17 protein-coding genes and 1 pseudogene are annotated in these 17,064 nt (G+C 33.8%); 5 read left to right on the forward strand and 13 right to left on the reverse strand.

Translation table 11 applies throughout. The features are described from left to right. Positions 1 to 2: 2 nt before the first annotated feature. The 5 genes and pseudogenes from QUF91_RS27660 to QUF91_RS27680 form a co-directional block, all read right to left on the reverse strand. Entirely contained in the window at positions 3 to 1,082 is a 1,080-nt protein-coding gene (locus QUF91_RS27660; RefSeq protein ID WP_289419974.1) for an ankyrin repeat domain-containing protein, read from the reverse strand. A gap of 166 nt (positions 1,083 to 1,248) precedes the next feature. Beyond that, positions 1,249 to 1,454: pseudogene (locus tag QUF91_RS27665) on the reverse strand (Crp/Fnr family transcriptional regulator); the annotation flags it as partial. Positions 1,455 to 2,052: 598 nt separating this feature from the next. Further along, positions 2,053 to 3,534: a malate:quinone oxidoreductase gene (locus QUF91_RS27670; RefSeq protein ID WP_289419975.1), complete on the reverse strand. Its 1,482-nt coding sequence runs from the start codon at positions 3,532 to 3,534 to the stop codon at positions 2,053 to 2,055. Between the two features lie 467 nt (positions 3,535 to 4,001). Continuing rightward, positions 4,002 to 4,769: a nucleotidyltransferase domain-containing protein gene (locus tag QUF91_RS27675; RefSeq protein WP_289419976.1), complete on the reverse strand. Its 768-nt coding sequence runs from the start codon at positions 4,767 to 4,769 to the stop codon at positions 4,002 to 4,004. A 320-nt stretch (positions 4,770 to 5,089) separates the two neighbouring features. Next, positions 5,090 to 5,239, reverse strand: a complete 150-nt coding sequence (locus QUF91_RS27680; RefSeq protein WP_285399445.1) for a hypothetical protein — start codon at positions 5,237 to 5,239, stop codon at positions 5,090 to 5,092. 272 nt (positions 5,240 to 5,511) lie between these two features. On the opposite strand from QUF91_RS27680, the gene QUF91_RS27685 reads away from it, so the two are divergent. Continuing rightward, entirely contained in the window at positions 5,512 to 6,003 is a 492-nt protein-coding gene (locus QUF91_RS27685) for a hypothetical protein (RefSeq protein WP_289419977.1), read from the forward strand. A 34-nt stretch (positions 6,004 to 6,037) separates the two neighbouring features. Here QUF91_RS27685 and QUF91_RS27690 read toward each other — a convergent pair whose 3' ends face one another. Both QUF91_RS27690 and QUF91_RS27695 read right to left on the reverse strand, forming a co-directional pair. Next, on the reverse strand, positions 6,038 to 6,235 hold the full coding sequence (locus QUF91_RS27690; RefSeq protein WP_289419978.1) for a hypothetical protein: 198 nt from the start codon (positions 6,233 to 6,235) through the stop codon (positions 6,038 to 6,040). 205 nt (positions 6,236 to 6,440) lie between these two features. Then, positions 6,441 to 6,842, reverse strand: a complete 402-nt coding sequence (locus QUF91_RS27695) for a helix-turn-helix domain-containing protein (RefSeq protein ID WP_285399449.1) — start codon at positions 6,840 to 6,842, stop codon at positions 6,441 to 6,443. Positions 6,843 to 7,361: 519 nt separating this feature from the next. On the opposite strand from QUF91_RS27695, the gene QUF91_RS27700 reads away from it, so the two are divergent. Next, a complete protein-coding gene (locus QUF91_RS27700) occupies positions 7,362 to 7,577 on the forward strand; it encodes a helix-turn-helix transcriptional regulator (protein ID WP_285399451.1) in 216 nt (71 codons plus the stop codon). A gap of 123 nt (positions 7,578 to 7,700) precedes the next feature. On the opposite strand, the gene QUF91_RS27705 is transcribed toward QUF91_RS27700, so the two are convergent. From QUF91_RS27705 to QUF91_RS27730, 6 genes are all read right to left on the reverse strand, one after another. Beyond that, positions 7,701 to 7,973, reverse strand: a complete 273-nt coding sequence (locus QUF91_RS27705) for a hypothetical protein (protein ID WP_285399453.1) — start codon at positions 7,971 to 7,973, stop codon at positions 7,701 to 7,703. A 262-nt stretch (positions 7,974 to 8,235) separates the two neighbouring features. Next, positions 8,236 to 8,601, reverse strand: a complete 366-nt coding sequence (locus QUF91_RS27710; RefSeq protein WP_289419979.1) for a VOC family protein — start codon at positions 8,599 to 8,601, stop codon at positions 8,236 to 8,238. A gap of 39 nt (positions 8,602 to 8,640) precedes the next feature. Continuing rightward, a complete protein-coding gene (locus tag QUF91_RS27715; RefSeq protein WP_289419980.1) occupies positions 8,641 to 9,438 on the reverse strand; it encodes an MBL fold metallo-hydrolase in 798 nt (265 codons plus the stop codon). Positions 9,439 to 9,737: 299 nt separating this feature from the next. After that, a complete protein-coding gene (locus QUF91_RS27720) occupies positions 9,738 to 10,394 on the reverse strand; it encodes a zf-HC2 domain-containing protein (RefSeq protein WP_289419981.1) in 657 nt (218 codons plus the stop codon). Further along, a complete protein-coding gene (locus tag QUF91_RS27725; RefSeq protein WP_285399457.1) occupies positions 10,381 to 10,869 on the reverse strand; it encodes an RNA polymerase sigma factor in 489 nt (162 codons plus the stop codon). The genes QUF91_RS27720 and QUF91_RS27725 overlap by 14 nt, the downstream gene beginning before the upstream one ends. 354 nt (positions 10,870 to 11,223) lie before the next feature. After that, the gene (locus tag QUF91_RS27730) at positions 11,224 to 11,646 is read right to left on the reverse strand and encodes a hypothetical protein (protein ID WP_285399458.1); all 423 of its coding nucleotides are present in this window, start codon (positions 11,644 to 11,646) and stop codon (positions 11,224 to 11,226) included. Positions 11,647 to 11,955: 309 nt separating this feature from the next. Here QUF91_RS27730 and QUF91_RS27735 point away from each other — a divergent pair, with 309 nt between their 5' ends. From QUF91_RS27735 to QUF91_RS27745, 3 genes are all read left to right on the forward strand, one after another. Beyond that, on the forward strand, positions 11,956 to 12,282 hold the full coding sequence (locus QUF91_RS27735; protein WP_285399467.1) for a BRCT domain-containing protein: 327 nt from the start codon (positions 11,956 to 11,958) through the stop codon (positions 12,280 to 12,282). A gap of 257 nt (positions 12,283 to 12,539) precedes the next feature. Then, positions 12,540 to 15,317, forward strand: coding sequence for a bifunctional diguanylate cyclase/phosphodiesterase (locus QUF91_RS27740; RefSeq protein ID WP_289419982.1), 2,778 nt, complete (start codon positions 12,540 to 12,542; stop codon positions 15,315 to 15,317). 33 nt (positions 15,318 to 15,350) lie between these two features. Beyond that, positions 15,351 to 16,994: a thiamine pyrophosphate-binding protein gene (locus QUF91_RS27745; RefSeq protein WP_289419983.1), complete on the forward strand. Its 1,644-nt coding sequence runs from the start codon at positions 15,351 to 15,353 to the stop codon at positions 16,992 to 16,994. Positions 16,995 to 17,064 lie beyond the last annotated feature (70 nt).

A 17,064-nucleotide genomic window follows, 5' to 3' on the forward strand; every position in this document is an offset into this window, starting at 1 on the left:
CTTTACAGCTCCCCTTCAAGAAAATTGATGAGATATGTTTCAGGCTTCGCAAGAAATTCTTTAAAGCTACACAAATCAGCATACTCCTGATGCTCCACATCATAGCAGCCAATTTGCCCTTCTTTCTTTGGATTCCATACTATTTCTAAATCTGAATAATTGTCGACATGCGCTGACAAACGTAGTAGCTTTTGACGACCAATCTTCATTTCAATAGTATCCGTTAGTGTGAAGAAGTCGATATATCTGATTTCAAAATCATTTTCATCTAGCTCAAGATGCAGCTTATCTCCTGTTAGAAAGCTAATCAGCTCATCGCTCAATTTATATTTTTTCAGCTCACATTTTTTGTTTTCTAAATCATGCAGCTCAGATGGCTCCTGTGATTTCAAATAGTCGGCCAGAGCTGTATTTTTATTGCCAATTGCAATTGTATATGGACGGTCGCCATCCTTTTCTGCTAAAGAAACGTCGGCGCCACGCTCAACCAAGTATTTCACCATTGCTAGATTTCCCATTCGTGTTGCCTCTGTTAATGGTGTCGCTCCAAAAGGGTAAACCATATTCGGCTGATTATAATTAATATCCACCCCTTGATCGAGTAAATATGTAAGGGTCTTCATATCATGATTCGACACAGCTTGACGCAATACGGGGCCACCATGTTGCTTTATATCCAAACCTAGTTCATGAATGAGTGGAATATTTTTTTTGTTACCATAGTAAGCCTGTGAATAGGCGCCAGACCCCACTTGATTGAGCATGTCCAGCTTCGCTCCATGCGCCACAATATAGCGAACTACATCCTCCTTGCAATAACGAACAGCCTGCAAAAAAGCTGGATTATTGTTAACGTTCAAGTCGACACCAAGCTCTACTAATAACTTTACTACATTCAATCTTTGCGAAATAAGCGCCAAATCTAACGGACTTAATGAGATATGTTTACTCAATATAATATCTTCTTCAATATCCCAGCCCTCTTCAATAGCAACCAGTAAAGCAGGAATATTTCCGTTATATATATGCATTGCAATTTCCGGCAGTTCATTAAAATTCCCAATATCTTTTAGCTTTATCATCCATTCTGCTCCTTCCATGAGTTTATGAAAAGTATAGAAAACAACTTTATAGAACACAACGGTCCATAAGTCTTACAGGAAAATGGGAAGATGTCTTGGAAATTGCAAGATTCGTAACATTATTTAATAATTTTTATCCCTTGATTTAAGTCAATGCTCCAGTTAAAGTGACCTCTTTTCCTGTTTCATCAACAGCAGACTGCCTAATACATCCCTTTAATACAAAGTAACATTTAGTTGGAACATCTCCTTGTCTAAGGAGAATCGTTCCTTTTTAAATTCCTCAATTTCTATCTCTTCAACAATCGCCTGTTGTTGTTCTTCATTAAGTGTTGAATACTTCGTCATATACTTCATTAGTATTTTTCTCATTCTCATCTTAAACTCCATTCAACTTATTTCATCCAATCCTCGTTTATTTGTCATTAATTAATGCCAATTTTAATATATTAGTTAATATGGATGAAAATCACCGCTATAGATTATTTTAGGCTCTTCACCAAAACGTGTAGTTGATTTCCGTTCCGGCTGGGCGCTTTGTTGCTGCCGCTTCGCTTTCGCACAGCTAAAACATTTGCCGCTGACGCTTCGCTTTCGCGCAGAGCAGAGCTTCCTGGGGGCGTCCGATGAGCCGCTTCACTCGCGTTGCTCGCTCCAGGGTCTCATCTGTGACGCTGATCCCCAAGGAGTCGCCCAGTCTCCACTACAATCAACTAAAATACAGCGCATATATTTTAAAAAATGTCATCCACAACTTTTGGCGATGAGCCTTATTTTAACTTATTACCAAAAGTGGATATGACAATTGTTAAAGCGTATGCCATGAAATATAAGGTGATCTTCGTTCCGATAATGATTTATGAAATAAAAAAATAGAACCTTCAATCCAAAATTAGATTAAAGGTTCTATAGTATATTTTGTAGAATCAATTGCTTAAACGCTTACATCCTTAGCTTCTACATCAAGTTTTTATTTTAAACCAAGCGCTTCGTCTGTTGATGCATTAATTTCTTTAAGAAGCTCTGGATTCTCTGCTAATGACTTGCCATAAGATGGGATCATTTCTTTAATTTTAGGTTCCCATTCTTTAACATGTTGAGGGAAGCATTTATTGATTACCTCAAGCATAACGTGTACAGCAGTAGAAGCACCAGGAGAAGCTCCAAGTAATGCAGCAATTGAGCCATCAGTAGCACTTACTACTTCCGTACCAAATTGAAGCGTTCCTTTACCACCAGCTTGAGTATCTTTAATAACTTGTACACGTTGACCAGCTACAATAATATCCCAATCATCGCTCTTAGCATTCGGGATGAAGTCACGTAGTTCGTCCATACGTTGTTCTTTAGATAGCATAAGCTGTTGGATTAAATATTTTGTTAATCCCATTTCTTTAACCCCTGCCGCTAATAACGTTGTAATATTATGCGGTTTTACAGAAGCAAATAAATCCATATTTGAACCTGTTTTTAAGAACTTAGGTGAGAAACCTGCGAACGGTCCAAATAGTAATGATTTTTTGTTATCAATATAACGTGTATCAAGATGCGGAACAGACATTGGTGGAGCACCAACTTTAGCTTTTCCGTATACTTTTGCATGATGTTGTTCTGCAACTTCTTGGTTTTTACATACTAAGAATAATCCACTGATTGGGAATCCACCAATATGTTTACCTTCAGGAATACCTGATTTTTGTAGTAATTCTAGGCTTCCTCCACCAGCTCCAAGGAAGACAAATTTTGCTGTATGGTATTCCATTTTACAGCCATCCTTGTCATGCACTCGTACTTCCCATGAGCCGTCGCTAGTACGTTTCATGCTTTCAACACTGTGATTGTAGTTGATGTCAACGTCTTTAGTTTTTAAGTGGTCGAATAACATACGTGTTAATGCACCAAAGTTAACGTCTGTACCAGTGTCGATTTTTGTTGCAGCGATAGCTTCATCTGCTGGACGATCCTGCATAATAAGAGGAATCCATTCCTTAAGTGTTTCTGGGTTATCAGAAAACTCCATCCCTTGGAATAAAGGATTTTTTGTCATCGTTTCATGACGTTTTTTTAGAAACTCTACATTGTCTTTACCTTGTACTAAACTCATGTGAGGTAAAGGCATAATGAAGTTTTCTGGATTATTGATTAGTTTATTGTTCACAAGATAAGACCAAAACTGTCTTGAAACATGGAACTGTTCATTAACGTTAATCGCTTTACTAATATCGATTGATCCGTCTTTTTTCTCTGAAGTATAGTTAAGCTCACAAAGTGCCGCATGTCCAGTTCCAGCATTATTTAATTCATGAGAACTTTCTTCACCAGCTTTATCGAGCTTCTCAAATACTGTAATTTTCCAATCTGGTGCTAATTCTTTGAGTATTGTCCCCAAAGTCGCACTCATGATTCCGGCACCAATTAAGATAACATCTGATTTAATTTGTCTGTTACTCATTTTTACCTTCCTTATATATTAAGATTTGCAGAAAGGATGTAAGCTCTCCTGCTTAGATGTACAGTAAGCCATGGAGTAACCTTGGAGCACACCTTTTCTGTATCAATTATTACCTTATTGCAGTGTATCACAATTACCTAAAGATTAAAATATTAACTATCTATATGAGAGTTATGTGCATTTTTCGAGCCTTCCTCTTAATAAATCAAGAGAAAAACCTCCTATTCCCTCACCAAAAAATCCACTCTTTATTTAATCTTTATGGAATAATTGGCCTAAAAATGGCTAGCATTTTCATATAATAATGAGGTTTTTTTAATTATTATATCTATATAATAACATAAAAATATGGACCCAGTCTTGTTTTTGCACCTGCCCCACTCCACATTAAAATATAGCGAATTTTCTCAATATTTTCTAGTGCTATTTTAAAATTATTTTTTTTATTTTAACGCAAGTTGAAAGATCTATACATCAACAGGACTTTTTATTTTCCAACCATCTATTTTAAAACCACCCATCTGATTAAATACATGGTTTACTAACTCTTCATATGCCTCCATCATCTTTTGTTTGTCCTCTTCTAATAATGCTTTTAAAAACATTTCCTTAAATATTGAATCAGGAAAAACATTATTTAAATATTTTTTACTATAGGCTGGATCTACAAGATAAGAATGTACTTGATGGTATGGAATGCTTTTTAACCTTAAAAACTGACAGTACTCAGAAAATAAATTAGCTAATGCGTTAAAGTACACAAAGGGGAAATCCACTCTTTGTTGTTCAAAACAATCCTTTAAATTGTCTAATGAATCCCATAGTGAATATTTTTTTATTTCTAAAACTGTTTTATTCAGTTCATCATATTCCATGTTTCGCCAATTTTCAGCTTCGATTTTTAACTCATTCAGTATTCCCGTATTATCGAATAAAATCTTCCCCGTAATAAATTGAACCATGGACATTGTTCTTTGGATTTGAAAATCTTGTTGAAAGTATTTGCGCATTTGTTTTGGTGGGTTAGCAAAATATTCTATAAGAAAACCATTAATAATTTTATTTCCTCTCTCTCGCCACTCAACATCATCAGATAAAATAATATGTACATCAATATCAGAACGTTTTGAAGGATTTCCAGTAACATAACTACCGCATACCAGTGCACCTACAACATCATTTCTGTACTTCCAATCTTTTAAAAACTCTTCAAGTGCCATTTCCCATTCTTCCATAACATTATCATCTCCATTTTCTAAAATAAAATCGTTAATTACCAATATATTCAAGGTTTGTTTCGATAGTCCTTCTAGAACTGATGACTCAGAATATGAAAAAACACAGCCTTATTAGCTGCGTTAAATTTTAGTTTGTTATCTTTTTTGTTTTGATTGATGTTCCACTTTTGTCTCTTGTTAATTAAGTGGATTTTTCACATTCTTATTAGAACACCCATCTAACCTTTGTGGTTCAAAGCTTTTGATGTTAAAAAAGGAATCGGATAAAAATCCAATTCCTTTTTGAATTAATTATGCCTGTCTTTTGAATCCACTATTTAAAAAACATCAGCTAAATAGGTTTGAATAGATTCAGGTAACATTTGAAAGAACAATCCTTCATATTTAATGTCGAGTATACCAGCAATAAAAATAATAAGAATAATGACTAATGCAAGGGGTTTCTTATTTTTAGAAATCCACTTCAATAGGCTCCCCTCCTCTGAAAAAATTACGTTTAGTCTAGTATATATTGATTCATAAAAGATATAAACCATTCCAATTTAATGATAGTATCATTCTCAGTCACCTAAATTGGAAGTGTTACATAAATTAAAATGATACTTTACTAAAGCACTTATTTTATGATTGCTTTTTCTTCTGCGTAAATTGAATTCAAATCAGTTCCTCTGAGTAAACAATAATTAGACAGAGATCCTGTCTCTCCAATGATCGAGATTCTATAGAGAAAGGAATGGCTATGGTAAATTTTAAATCGTTTCGTGGGGTCGTTACACGTATTGAAGATTTTTCGATTGGACAAAATGGGGAAAGGGAAGGTTGTTATAAACTTATGACTATAGAAGATGGTACTGGTTCCATCGTCAATTTTGTCATCTCACCTTCTACTTACTTTGTGAACCAAGAAATTGTGACTCTCGGTAATCAGATTACTGGATATTATAATGGGGATGCACCTGTACCTTTAATATACCCACCACAGTATCGAGCTCTTGTCGTTGTTAAGGAAAATAACTATCAAAATGTAAAAGTAGATTTTTTTAATTATCAATTGGTGAGTAGCGATGGGCAATTACAATTAAATCTCTCTCCCTCTACTGTCATCTCATTAAAAAATGGGCAGCCTTTTTCAAAGAGCCCTGCAAATAGAAACCTAATTGTCATCTATGGCCCTACTACAAGAAGTATTCCTGCACAAACTACACCATATAAAATAATCGTTTGGTGTTAACTAACTATTAACTAAAATACAAAAATCAGGCTCTTTACCAAAACGTGTGGTTGATTTCCGTTCCGACTGGGCGCTTTGTTGCTGACGCTACGCTTTCGCACAGAAAAAACACTTGCCGCCGACGCTTCGCTTTCGCGCAGAGCAGAGCTTCCTGGGGGCGTCCGATGAGCCGCTTCACTCGCGTTGCTTGCTCCAGGGTCTCATCTGTGACGCTGATTCGCCCAGTCTCCACTACAATCAACTAAAACACAGTGCATATATTTAAAAAATGTCATCCACAACTTTTGGTGATGATCCAAAAATAACCAATATTATTTCCCAGGAAAGAGGCAGCTAAAAATTAAAAAGTGTCAACACAGTCATATTTTGAAGACCTTGTTGACACTCTGAAAGTATAAATTTTAAATTGGCTTTTATTACGTTCCGATAGTTGTTGTTTATTTTAGTAATTTTTTCAATTGTAAAATTGATTCTATTACAAATAAAAGACCTGTGATAAAAGGGAATATTAAAAATTCCTTTTTAGTAAAATACACATATATTACTAATACTATAAAAACAAGTCCTAATACAAACGCAAAAGACTGACCAGTAATTTTCCATTTGTCTTTTTTGGAGCTTATTAATTTTTCTTGTAATTCAACATCATCTTTTAATAAATCATCTAAACTAACTCCAAATATATCTGATAAACTAATGATATTCATAATATCTGGGAAACTTTTTCCTCTTTCCCAATTTGATATAGCTTGAGAAGAAAGATTTAATTTATTTGCTAATTGTTCTTGAGATAAATTTTCTCTACTTCGAAGTTGTTTTATTTTTTGTCCAATAACCATTATTTTATTCCTTTCACATCAGTTTTATTGTCTCAGTATATAATATCCCTTCAAAAATGAAATAAATCAGTGATTTAATGATATAAAGTATTACTTGAGATGCCTAATTTCAAATTTTATGTACACGATTTTGAACAAAAAAGTAGTTTTTCAACAAATAGAGTTTGAAACTAAAAAAGTCGCCAAGGAGCTGACGGTGCTATTCTACTGACCCGAATAATCCTAGCAATCGAGAATGGCATGAAAATGATGAAGATTATGCTTTATATAGTTCATCTATGAAACAAATTGTTGTATGGGCTTTTCAAAAAAAATGCGACAAAACTCTAATTATTGAGTTTTGTCGCATTTTTTCGGAGATGTTCTATTTTTCTCTATTTCCGAAAATCCCCTGTTAATAGAACTCCTCATATATAATAATAATAGTAAGCTCTATTATTGAAAGGAACATAAAGATGGTGAAAAAGAAATCAACCAACAAAAGCTAACTTAGAGTTTGTCGCATAAGAAGGTGAGAAATTGCTGAAAAAATTTCTAAGAAGTAAAAAGAAAAATGAAGAATGGCGAGGAGGAAATCCAAACGGACGACCTAAAGTAGCCATCAATGAGTTAAAGTTATTGCATTTAAAGGATACTGGAAAAAGCAATCGAGAAATTGCGCGAATACTTGGCGTTTCAGAAGCTACTATTCGTAGACGATTGAAAGACATAGAGATGAAAATTTTTATAGAATAAAAAGCCCTCAAAAATTGAAGGGCTTTTATGTTTTTTGAAACTGATTACTCTAAAGTTTTCCCAATTTGGTGAGAAAATTTTTTAGCATATAATTTTTCCTTAACGTTATATGTTGTCTTACAGTTATTCTACTTTCCCTTGCATTTCGTGTAATTGCTTTTTGATTTGCTCTAAATATTCTTTATTTTGTTGGACTGTATCCAAATGCTCACCATATTGTACTGCATTCGTAAAAGCATTTTCAGCATGTTCTATTTGATTGAAAGCATGCTCAATTGCTATCTCCTCGGGGTGTGTTTTTGCATGCTTCAACAAACGCTCTACCTTTTGGACAGAGTTGCCGAACAAAGTGCTTGGATGATCCTTTTTCCAACTCGTATCTGAGTGCTTAGCCAATTATGCCTCTTCCCTTCCTGCTAATTAGATAAAGTATCTAGACATAGTATTTTAAAATGTCCAGAAAATATGCACGGATGAATTAGCGAATAACCATAAACCCAAAAATGCATTCTTAAACAAAAATTAGAAAGAGGGCGATTATGGATAAGAAATACTAAGTTGAATAGAATACATATATGCGATTAATTCTAAAAAAACGAAGTATTAAAGAGGCCGATAAAAAGTATAGAAGACCGCTCATTTATTTAGACGATCTTTCTTAAACTTGTACCTCACTCATTAATGCATGCGTATTATCTTCTGAGTCTTTAAAAAATACCATCCATGTTTCTGTTTGTCCCATTCTCGCTACAACATGTGGTTCGTCAATAAAAGTAACTTCTTTCCTTACTAAATCCTCATAGGTCTTACTGATATTTTCTACTTGAAAATAAATAACCGAACTAGAATAAGTAAATTCATCTTTTTCTGGGAGGCTTAACAGAAGTCGCAATCCATTACAATCAAAAAACGCCATGCTATCAGTATTGAATAACAGTGAAAGTCCAAGTTTTTCTTTATAAAACTGTATTGCTTTATCTAACTTCTTAACAGGGATTGCGACTTGTCCAACTTTTTGAATCATGTGATTTTCCCCCTCCTTAGTTGTAAGCACATTTTTTTCTTAAAGTTCTTGATTAGCCATCTTCTTATTGTCAGTATGAATGCTTTTCATTCCTTCAAAAAATGGATACTCCCCACTTAAAAATTTTTCTAGCTCTCCGTTATTATGAAGGAGCTGCTCTAAGTAATACTTCGAACAATCTATCCTTTTTTGAATTTCCTGTTGATCCTGTGTTGTCGAACCGTGTCCAGGTATGTGCGTCGTTATTTGATGATTAAGCAAAATATTTTCAGCTTTATTAATAGTATTTACATAGTCTTGATAATCGCTAAAGATGAATGGAAACTCAATATCTGACAGATAATCTCCTGAAAGAAACAGACCATCAGGCTCAATCACTGTAAATAAACCATCATCCGTATGACCAGGTGCTTGGTAAAATGTCATGGTTATTGAGTCTAATTCTAATTTATGCCCATCCTCTGAAACAACAATATCTACAGTTGGATATACGGGTGAATAGCTTCTATTCAAATAATATCCTTGGTCAAATTGTTTAATTTTTTGAATGCTGTCTTCTTTGTTCGGATTTTCATCAAATTGTTTAGATGCAATTACCTTAGCCTCTGGAAAGGCCCCAGACCCAATAATATGGTCAAAATCGCTATGTGTGTAAATAATATATAGTTGTTTATCACCTTTAATGTTGTTTATATAGCTCTTAATTTCCTCAATTTCAGTAGGTAACCAATTAGGATCTGTCATGATTACCGCTTCATTAGTTTGAATGATTGCCGAGGTAGTCATATATAATGCACTTTGAAAAATTGTAATATTATTTTTTTGGAATTGAATCATTCTGGACCTTCCTTTTCTCCTTATTATTAATACATACTTCTCTAATTCTTATTCATACGAATAGGTAACATTTTAAAGTTACTCTGCCAGTTTGTTGGACAAAAAATTCTTAATTTGTCCTCTCTTCATTCAATAGTTCGAGGAATATCGATAAATTCCTTCTTTAGTAAAAAAAGTATGCGAAATCAATTTAAATTTCACACACTTTTAGTTTTTGATTCATTAACTATTCTATTTTTGAAAACCTTACTTATGATACGGTTCACCCTGATGACGATAAGTGAGGTTAATGTTTTTCTCTATTTCTTCCAAATTAACGTCTTACCCTGCAAAAGCTCTTCCCACGTTTGCTCTTTTGTTATAACAATTTTTTCAAGATCAAATTCTCCGTAATACACGGCATCCACCGAGCGACTATCCGGCAAGGAAATCTGATAGGCTTCCGTTTGTTTTTCTCCATTAATGAGATTTCTCCTAGGTGAATCAGCAATTGTTTCCGTAAAATAAACAAAGCTCACATTCTTAGTTACACCATCTATTTCAATCGACATCGGATGTGAGGCAACAACACCCGCATAGCTTTTCCCGTAGTAATACGTAGCTAGTGTTCCATCTTCCTGTTGCTCAACGGAAAACAGCTTCTTTTCATACGGGATCGTTTTTTCATAATGAAAAACATAAGAGAATACAGCTAATAATAAAAGTGCTGTCGTTAAAACAGAGGTACTGATGAGTATGATTTTTTTTCGATACCATCTTTTATTAATCTTATTAAACAACGTCACTTTATTTTCTACCGGCACATAAAGTGTTTGCGTCATTTGCTCGTATTCTTTTTGACAAGCTGGGCATGTCTGTAAATGCTTATTGACCATATCTTTCGTATCTTCGCTCACAACACCATCCACATAAAGCGGTAAAATATCTTGAATGATGGTACATTTAATCTCTTTCATTCTGTTTCGCCTCCATATATGTTATTATTTTCTTTTTTGCCCGATAATAGGTCACCCTTGCCCAACCATCACTTTTACCAAAGAGCTGACCGATTTTTTCAAAAGGCAACTCACCAAAAACACGTAATGAAAAGACTTCTTTATATGGCTCATCCATTGAGTGAAGGTAATGATGAATAGCGAAAGCTTCTTCCTCGTTCATTAAATGCTCCACAAGTCGAACGTTCAGAACGGATTCTTCTACTTGATTTGTTTGACGCTGCTGCTTTTTGTAATGCGTAAAATATGTATTTTTTGCAATTGTAAAGAGCCATGCCCGAACATCCTTCTTTCCATCAAATTGTTGAAAGGACTTCAATGCTTTAAAAAAAGTTTCTTGTGTTATTTCTTCCGCAATATTTTTATCTTCTGATAATGATTTCATATATAAATACACATCATGAAAATATGCTTGATAAATGTCCTCAAAGTCCATAACTTTGCCCCCTTTCACTTATATAACTATTGAACGTGTATTTCGTTACAAATAATTTCCATGCCATAAAAAATAGACATATTCATTTTATCTGAATATGCCTACCGAATTTCCGTTTATTATGTACTTCCACTGTTTTAAAATGAAAGCAACAGTTGATTCATAAATCCCACATCTAAAGAAAAGACATGCTCTTTTTCAAGTACATGTCTTCTAAAATTGCCTTTATTTATGGTAAGGTTCTTCGTAATAAATAAACTTAAAGCTCCCTATTAATGAAAAAAACAGGCTCATCAGACGCGCTCAGTCGGAACGAAAAATCAACCACACGTTATGGTGATGAACCAAAAAACGCTAAACTTTTGTTTGATAGACTTCTGATTTTATCGGTTTTAAATTCAAAGGAACTTTAAACTCTTGGAGACTTTCTATATGATTAAAAAATTCATCTATATCTTCAAAATACATTGACCATTCTGTTACCTTAAACTTACATAACTCATCTGTTGGCTTAAATTCAAAACTACAGAGAAGTTGTTCCATATGGGAATATTCATCTTCTTCATCAAGAATAGTAAATTGACGTACAAAGTCAAAATAAAATTTCTTTTCAGTATAATCATCAACACCACATTGAAATAATATTTCTTTAACGTCTTCTCCTTCAACTGCCTCTTTTGAAAAAGCCTTAAATTCTTCCCAAACCTTTTTAATATCATTGGTATTTTCACCAATTCTGTTTTTTAGACAAGTTTCAGTATTACTAACTGTAAGCATTACAACACCTCTTGTAAAATTTAATGGTACAACTTAATATACTATTTCACTAGCTTCTCTAAACAAAGTTTACATACCTGAAAATAACTACAAATATATACATTTTAACAATTGTTTTTGTACATAGTTAAAAGTATATTGGAATTTAACTATCTATAATATATCATAAAATTTGGTATATAAGGAAAATTATCGAGTTATGGAATTAAATGAAGCTTAAACAATTTAATGTTCAAAAAATCCTGTCATATCAATTATTCCCGCCTATAATTAAGTAGAAATCTTTCCATTCAATCAAGGAGAATCAACATGAATAAAAATAAGGACAACATAGAAGTCATCTTACTTTCTGACCCATCCGAATGCTCGATGCATCCATTTTATAATAAACAAATTGTCTTTACAGGGGCTCTTTCCGCTATGACACGTTCAGAAGCTGCGAAAAGAGTACGAGCTTGTGGAGGGATTATGCAAGGAACTGTGACACCAGATACAGATTTCCTTATTCTTGGGGACAAACGTCGTGGTATAAGTACAAAGCAATTAAAAGCGGAGAAGTTGATTAGCCTTGGCTTAGACATTCAAATTATTATTGAGGATGATTTTATTTGGCTCATTTCGATGCAAATAGAATAGAATATACACTGCCTCAAATTTAAACCCTTCCATCGCCACTGTAACTTCGCTTTAAGAAGGCTTGTAGTCCTACATAAAAAGGCAAATGGCTAAAAACATAAAATACTCTTAAGAATTTTTAACTAATTTTTATATTTTTTTTACCTACCTGTTTATTACTACTGTAAAATAAAAAAATGAGATATTCGATATGAATAAAGCAAAGATTTAACAAGAATTATTACAGAACAATGATAAAAGATAGGGGGTTCATTTAGATGTCTATGGAACAAACGAGGTATTCTCGACTGGCCAATATAACAAAAATGATAAACATGAAGCTAGATTTACGCGAAGTATTGGAGCAGGTAACACTAGCAATATCTGAAGAAATCGTCAAATGTGATTCTGTGGGCATTTATTTGCCGCAAAAAGATGGAACATTCAGAGGATATGTAGGAAAACCAGCAATTATTAATGGCTGGACGTTGAATATGCATGTAATTGACACTGAAATAGATTTACTGGCAAAAGAAGTAATTGAAACAAAGAAAGCCATCTATATTCCTGATACCTCAAACGATAATCGACCTGATCCTAGAGCTGTTGAGGGGTTTCATATTAAATCTTTATTAGTTCTTCCCATCTCCTTTGAACAAGAGTTATTTGGCCTTGTTTTTTTATTTGATTATGGAATTCCAATGAACTTAACAGATGAAGAAATTCAAACGGTTGAGGCATATGTAAATATGGCTGCTGTTGCTATTCAAAACGCAAACAACTTAGCTTATAAAGAACGCCTTATTAACGAAAAACAGTTACTGCTTGATGTTACACGTGACTTATCAATGTGCTCCTCACTACAAGAGAGCTTTGATAAATGCTTTTTCTACTTAGAAAAGGTTTTAGATAATAATAATATAGGTGTTCATTTATTAGATCCTTTAACAGAAAAAGGAGTTAAACCGGCTAAGTTGAGTAAGGATAGTGATTGGACAGAAGAAAATTGGCTAAAAATACATAACAAAATAAAAATTGACCAAAGCAATGATGCTGTAATGCAGGAGGTTTTTGAAACCAAAAAAGCAATTCTTATTCCAAATGTATTTGAGGATGAAAGGCCTAATCATGAAATTTGTCGCAATTTTGGCATAAATGGTTTAGTTATGTTTCCTTTGATTTCAATGGGTGAAATTTTAGGACAAATTTCTATTGTTAATCTTGAAGAAAAAGCATTTTTCTATTCAGAAACTCAATTACAGCTAGCCCAATCAATTGTTGACACTACAGCATCTACATTATCAAATCTTTTATATATGGAAAAGCAAGAGATCATTATCGAGGAGAGAACCTCAGAAGTAATAGTCAAAAATAAAGAACTTGAAAGAGTTGTAGCAGAGTTACAACAGCTTAGCCGTGAAAAAGAATTAATTCTCAATTCTGCAGGTGAAGGAATCTTTGGATTAGATCTTAATCGAAACATTACATTCTGCAATCCAGCTGGTGCGCTCATGTTGGGTTATGACACAGAGAGGGAATTAATCGGAAAATCCGTTGATATTATTATGAGTGGTAGTGAAACAGAGGACAAAATTATTGTTTCATCCTTTTTAAATACAAATTTCAACAGCTACAAGGTGTTTTATAGAAAAGACAACTCCAACTTTCCTGTGGAATATGTAACCTCCTTAATAAAAGAAGGAAACAAGATTGTAGGAGAAGTTGTCACATTTAAAGATATAACTCAAAGAAAGCAACTAGAAGAAAAGATTAAATACCACGCTTATTTTGATAGTTTAACGGATTTACCCAATAGAGTTCTTTTAATAGACAGACTAACTCAAGGACTGAAGTATGCAAAAGATAAAGGAGAAAGATTAGCAGTTCTATACTTGGATTTAGACCGTTTTAAGTTAGTAAATGATTCGCTAGGACATAGCTATGGAGATCTATTACTCCAAGATGTTGCCAAACGTTTAAGTGCATGCGTTCCTGAAGGTGCAACCGTATCGCGGCAAGGCGGCGATGAATTTACAATCTATTTACCTAATATTAAATGTGAAAATGACATTTTGAAGGTTATTAATTGTATAGATGCTTCTTTCTCTAAACCTTTCAACCTAACAGACCATGAAATATACATTAAAACAAGTATTGGTATAAGTCTGTTTCCTGATAACGGTGATACTACAGATACGTTAATCAAAAATGCAGACACAGCTATGTACAAATCGAAAGAAACACCAGGTACTAGCTACCATTTCTTTAGCGAAGGGATGGATACAAGAACTTTTGAAAGTATTAAACTTGAAAATGATTTATATAAGGCTTTAGAGCGAGATGAACTTATTATCTTCTATCAGCCACAAATAAACTATAAAACAAACAGAATTAAGGGCGTTGAAGCTTTACTAAGGTGGAATCATCGAGAACACGGAATAATATCACCAGATAAGTTTATTCCAATTGCTGAAGAAACAGGTTTAATCGTTCCTATAGGTGAGTGGGTTCTTAAAGAAGCTTGCAAACAATTAAAAAAGTGGCATAACCAAGGATACCCTTTAATTAGTATGTCCGTAAATTTATCCGTCCACCAGTTCGAACAGAATAATTTATTTTCTATTGTAGAAAATGTCCTAAAAGAAACAGATCTGTCACCTGAGTATTTACAACTAGAGCTTACAGAAAATTTAATTGTTAAAAATACAGAGCTAACATTAAAAACAATGATACAATTAAAGGGACTTGGGGTAAATTTAGCCATTGATGATTTTGGTACAGGATATTCATCTTTAGGTTATTTAAAAAATTTGCCGATTTCCACATTAAAAATTGATAAATCCTTTGTACAAGAAATGTTAACGGATGATGCAGCAGCCATTACAAAAACGATTATTACTCTCGCTCAAAATTTAAAACTTGAGGTTATTGCTGAAGGGGTTGAAACAAAAGAGCAGGCTGATTTTTTATTGGAACAAAATTGTCATTTAATGCAAGGATATTTTTTTAGTAAGCCTATGAAGGCTGAAGATATTATGAAAAAATATTTTTATTAGCGATCTATTTTAGAAAATTAAAGGAGATTTATGATGAAAGCAGCTCGTACGGTCTTAGAATATTTAAAAAGTAACGGTGTTCGATATATTTTTGGTATTCCAGCAGGTTCAGTCAATGCATTTTTTGATGAACTCAATGATATGAATGAAATAACACCGATTGTAACAAAACATGAAGGAGCCGCGTCATACATGGCCGCAGCTTACGCAAAATACACAAACCAAATGAGTGTATGTATTGGTTGTAGTGGACCTGGTGGAACAAACTTAGTAACAGGTGCTGCAAATGCCATGCGGGAGCATTTACCGGTTTTGTTTTTAACCGGTGCTGTTCCAGTTAACACAGTCGGTTTAAACGCTTCTCAAGAGTTGGATGCCCAACCGATTTTTCAACCAGTCACTAAATATAGTGTAACCGTTAAAGAATCAAAGGATTTACTAAAAGAAGTAGTAAAAGCCTCTGAAATCGCTATATCCGGAGTGCCTGGTCCAGTACATATTGCTATACCAATTGATGTTCAACACGAAATAGTTCAAAACATAGAAATACCAGCCCCACCAAAAAGAACAGCAATAGTCCCTAATATAGATACCATTAAAAATGTAGCTGAAGAGCTATTAAAAAGAAAAAATGGTTACATTTTGGTAGGACAAGGGGTAAGGAATTCAGTTGAGCAATTACTAGAGTTAGCAGAAATACTAAATTGGCCGATTCTAACAACACCGCAAGCAAAAGGATACATTCCAGAAAATCATCCTCTTCTAGTTGGCGTTTTCGGTTTTGCTGGCCATGAGGCTGCCTCAGAATTGATAGCTGAAGGCGATGGACAAGTATTATTAATCGTGGGTTCAAGTTTAGGAGAAACAGCAACAAATAACTACAACTTAAATCTTACGAAAAATCGTTTTTCTATACAAATGGACTACGATCAATCGGTGTTCAATCGAAAATATGAAATTGATATACCTGTGTTAGGTGATATAAATTTAAGTTTACAATTACTTACAGAAGAGTTAAGAACTAAAGGGCTTACAACAAAAGAGACTGCACTTGAGGGTAAAGAAAATAAAGAGCCTCTTGGAGATATGGAAGAATATAATACAAAAAACGTTCTATTAAGTATTCAAAAATATTTACCATCCTCCACTAGATATACAATTGACATTGGTGAATTTATGTCCTATGTCATTCATCACATGAAGGTTTTAGATAATGATACCTATGATATTAATGTCCATTTTGGCGCAATGGGAAGTGGAATTGGGTCTGCGATTGGCTCAAAGTTAGCTGAACCTGAACGCCCTGTTGTGTGTATTACAGGTGATGGTTGCTTTTTCATGCATGGAATGGAAATATTGACAGCAAAAGAAAATAATCTACCAATTTTATTTATTGTTATGAATAACGCTCGTTTAGGAATGGTATACCATGGACATGCTCTACAGTTCCATCGTACTCACCCAACTTTTGAGCAAAATCCAATTAATATTAGTGCTTTGGCTTCAGCTATGAATATACCCAATTTCCAAGTAACGGAACTACAAGATATTAACCAAGATACGATTAATAACTTATTGAATTTAAATGGGCCAGCAGTCTTGGAAGTAGTTTTAACGGATAATAATACACCTCCTATGGGAGACCGAGTTAAATTTTTGTCTTCCTTTGGAAAGTAAGAACTTATGAAAAGTCATATAGATCGGGAATCATACTCCCTCTATATGACTTTTTTTTCTTACAGAGATT

The sequence above is a fragment of the Lysinibacillus sp. G4S2 genome, from assembly GCF_030348505.1.
Taxonomy (GTDB): domain Bacteria; phylum Bacillota; class Bacilli; order Bacillales_A; family Planococcaceae; genus Lysinibacillus.

Bases quoted from the DNA above. Each gene is read 5' to 3' on its own strand.
- QUF91_RS27660 (WP_289419974.1), bottom strand. From the start codon at position 1,082: ATGATAAAGCTAAAAGATATTGGGAATTTTAATGAACTGCCGGAAATT.
- QUF91_RS27670 (WP_289419975.1), bottom strand. From the start codon at position 3,534: ATGAGTAACAGACAAATTAAATCAGATGTTATCTTAATTGGTGCCGGA.
- QUF91_RS27675 (WP_289419976.1), bottom strand. From the start codon at position 4,769: ATGGAAGAATGGGAAATGGCACTTGAAGAGTTTTTAAAAGATTGGAAG.
- QUF91_RS27685 (WP_289419977.1), top strand. From the start codon at position 5,512: ATGGTAAATTTTAAATCGTTTCGTGGGGTCGTTACACGTATTGAAGAT.
- QUF91_RS27695 (WP_285399449.1), bottom strand. From the start codon at position 6,842: ATGGTTATTGGACAAAAAATAAAACAACTTCGAAGTAGAGAAAATTTA.
- QUF91_RS27710 (WP_289419979.1), bottom strand. From the start codon at position 8,601: ATGATTCAAAAAGTTGGACAAGTCGCAATCCCTGTTAAGAAGTTAGAT.
- QUF91_RS27715 (WP_289419980.1), bottom strand. From the start codon at position 9,438: ATGATTCAATTCCAAAAAAATAATATTACAATTTTTCAAAGTGCATTA.
- QUF91_RS27720 (WP_289419981.1), bottom strand. From the start codon at position 10,394: ATGAAAGAGATTAAATGTACCATCATTCAAGATATTTTACCGCTTTAT.
- QUF91_RS27725 (WP_285399457.1), bottom strand. From the start codon at position 10,869: ATGGACTTTGAGGACATTTATCAAGCATATTTTCATGATGTGTATTTA.
- QUF91_RS27730 (WP_285399458.1), bottom strand. From the start codon at position 11,646: ATGCTTACAGTTAGTAATACTGAAACTTGTCTAAAAAACAGAATTGGT.
- QUF91_RS27735 (WP_285399467.1), top strand. From the start codon at position 11,956: ATGAATAAAAATAAGGACAACATAGAAGTCATCTTACTTTCTGACCCA.
- QUF91_RS27740 (WP_289419982.1), top strand. From the start codon at position 12,540: ATGTCTATGGAACAAACGAGGTATTCTCGACTGGCCAATATAACAAAA.
- QUF91_RS27745 (WP_289419983.1), top strand. From the start codon at position 15,351: ATGAAAGCAGCTCGTACGGTCTTAGAATATTTAAAAAGTAACGGTGTT.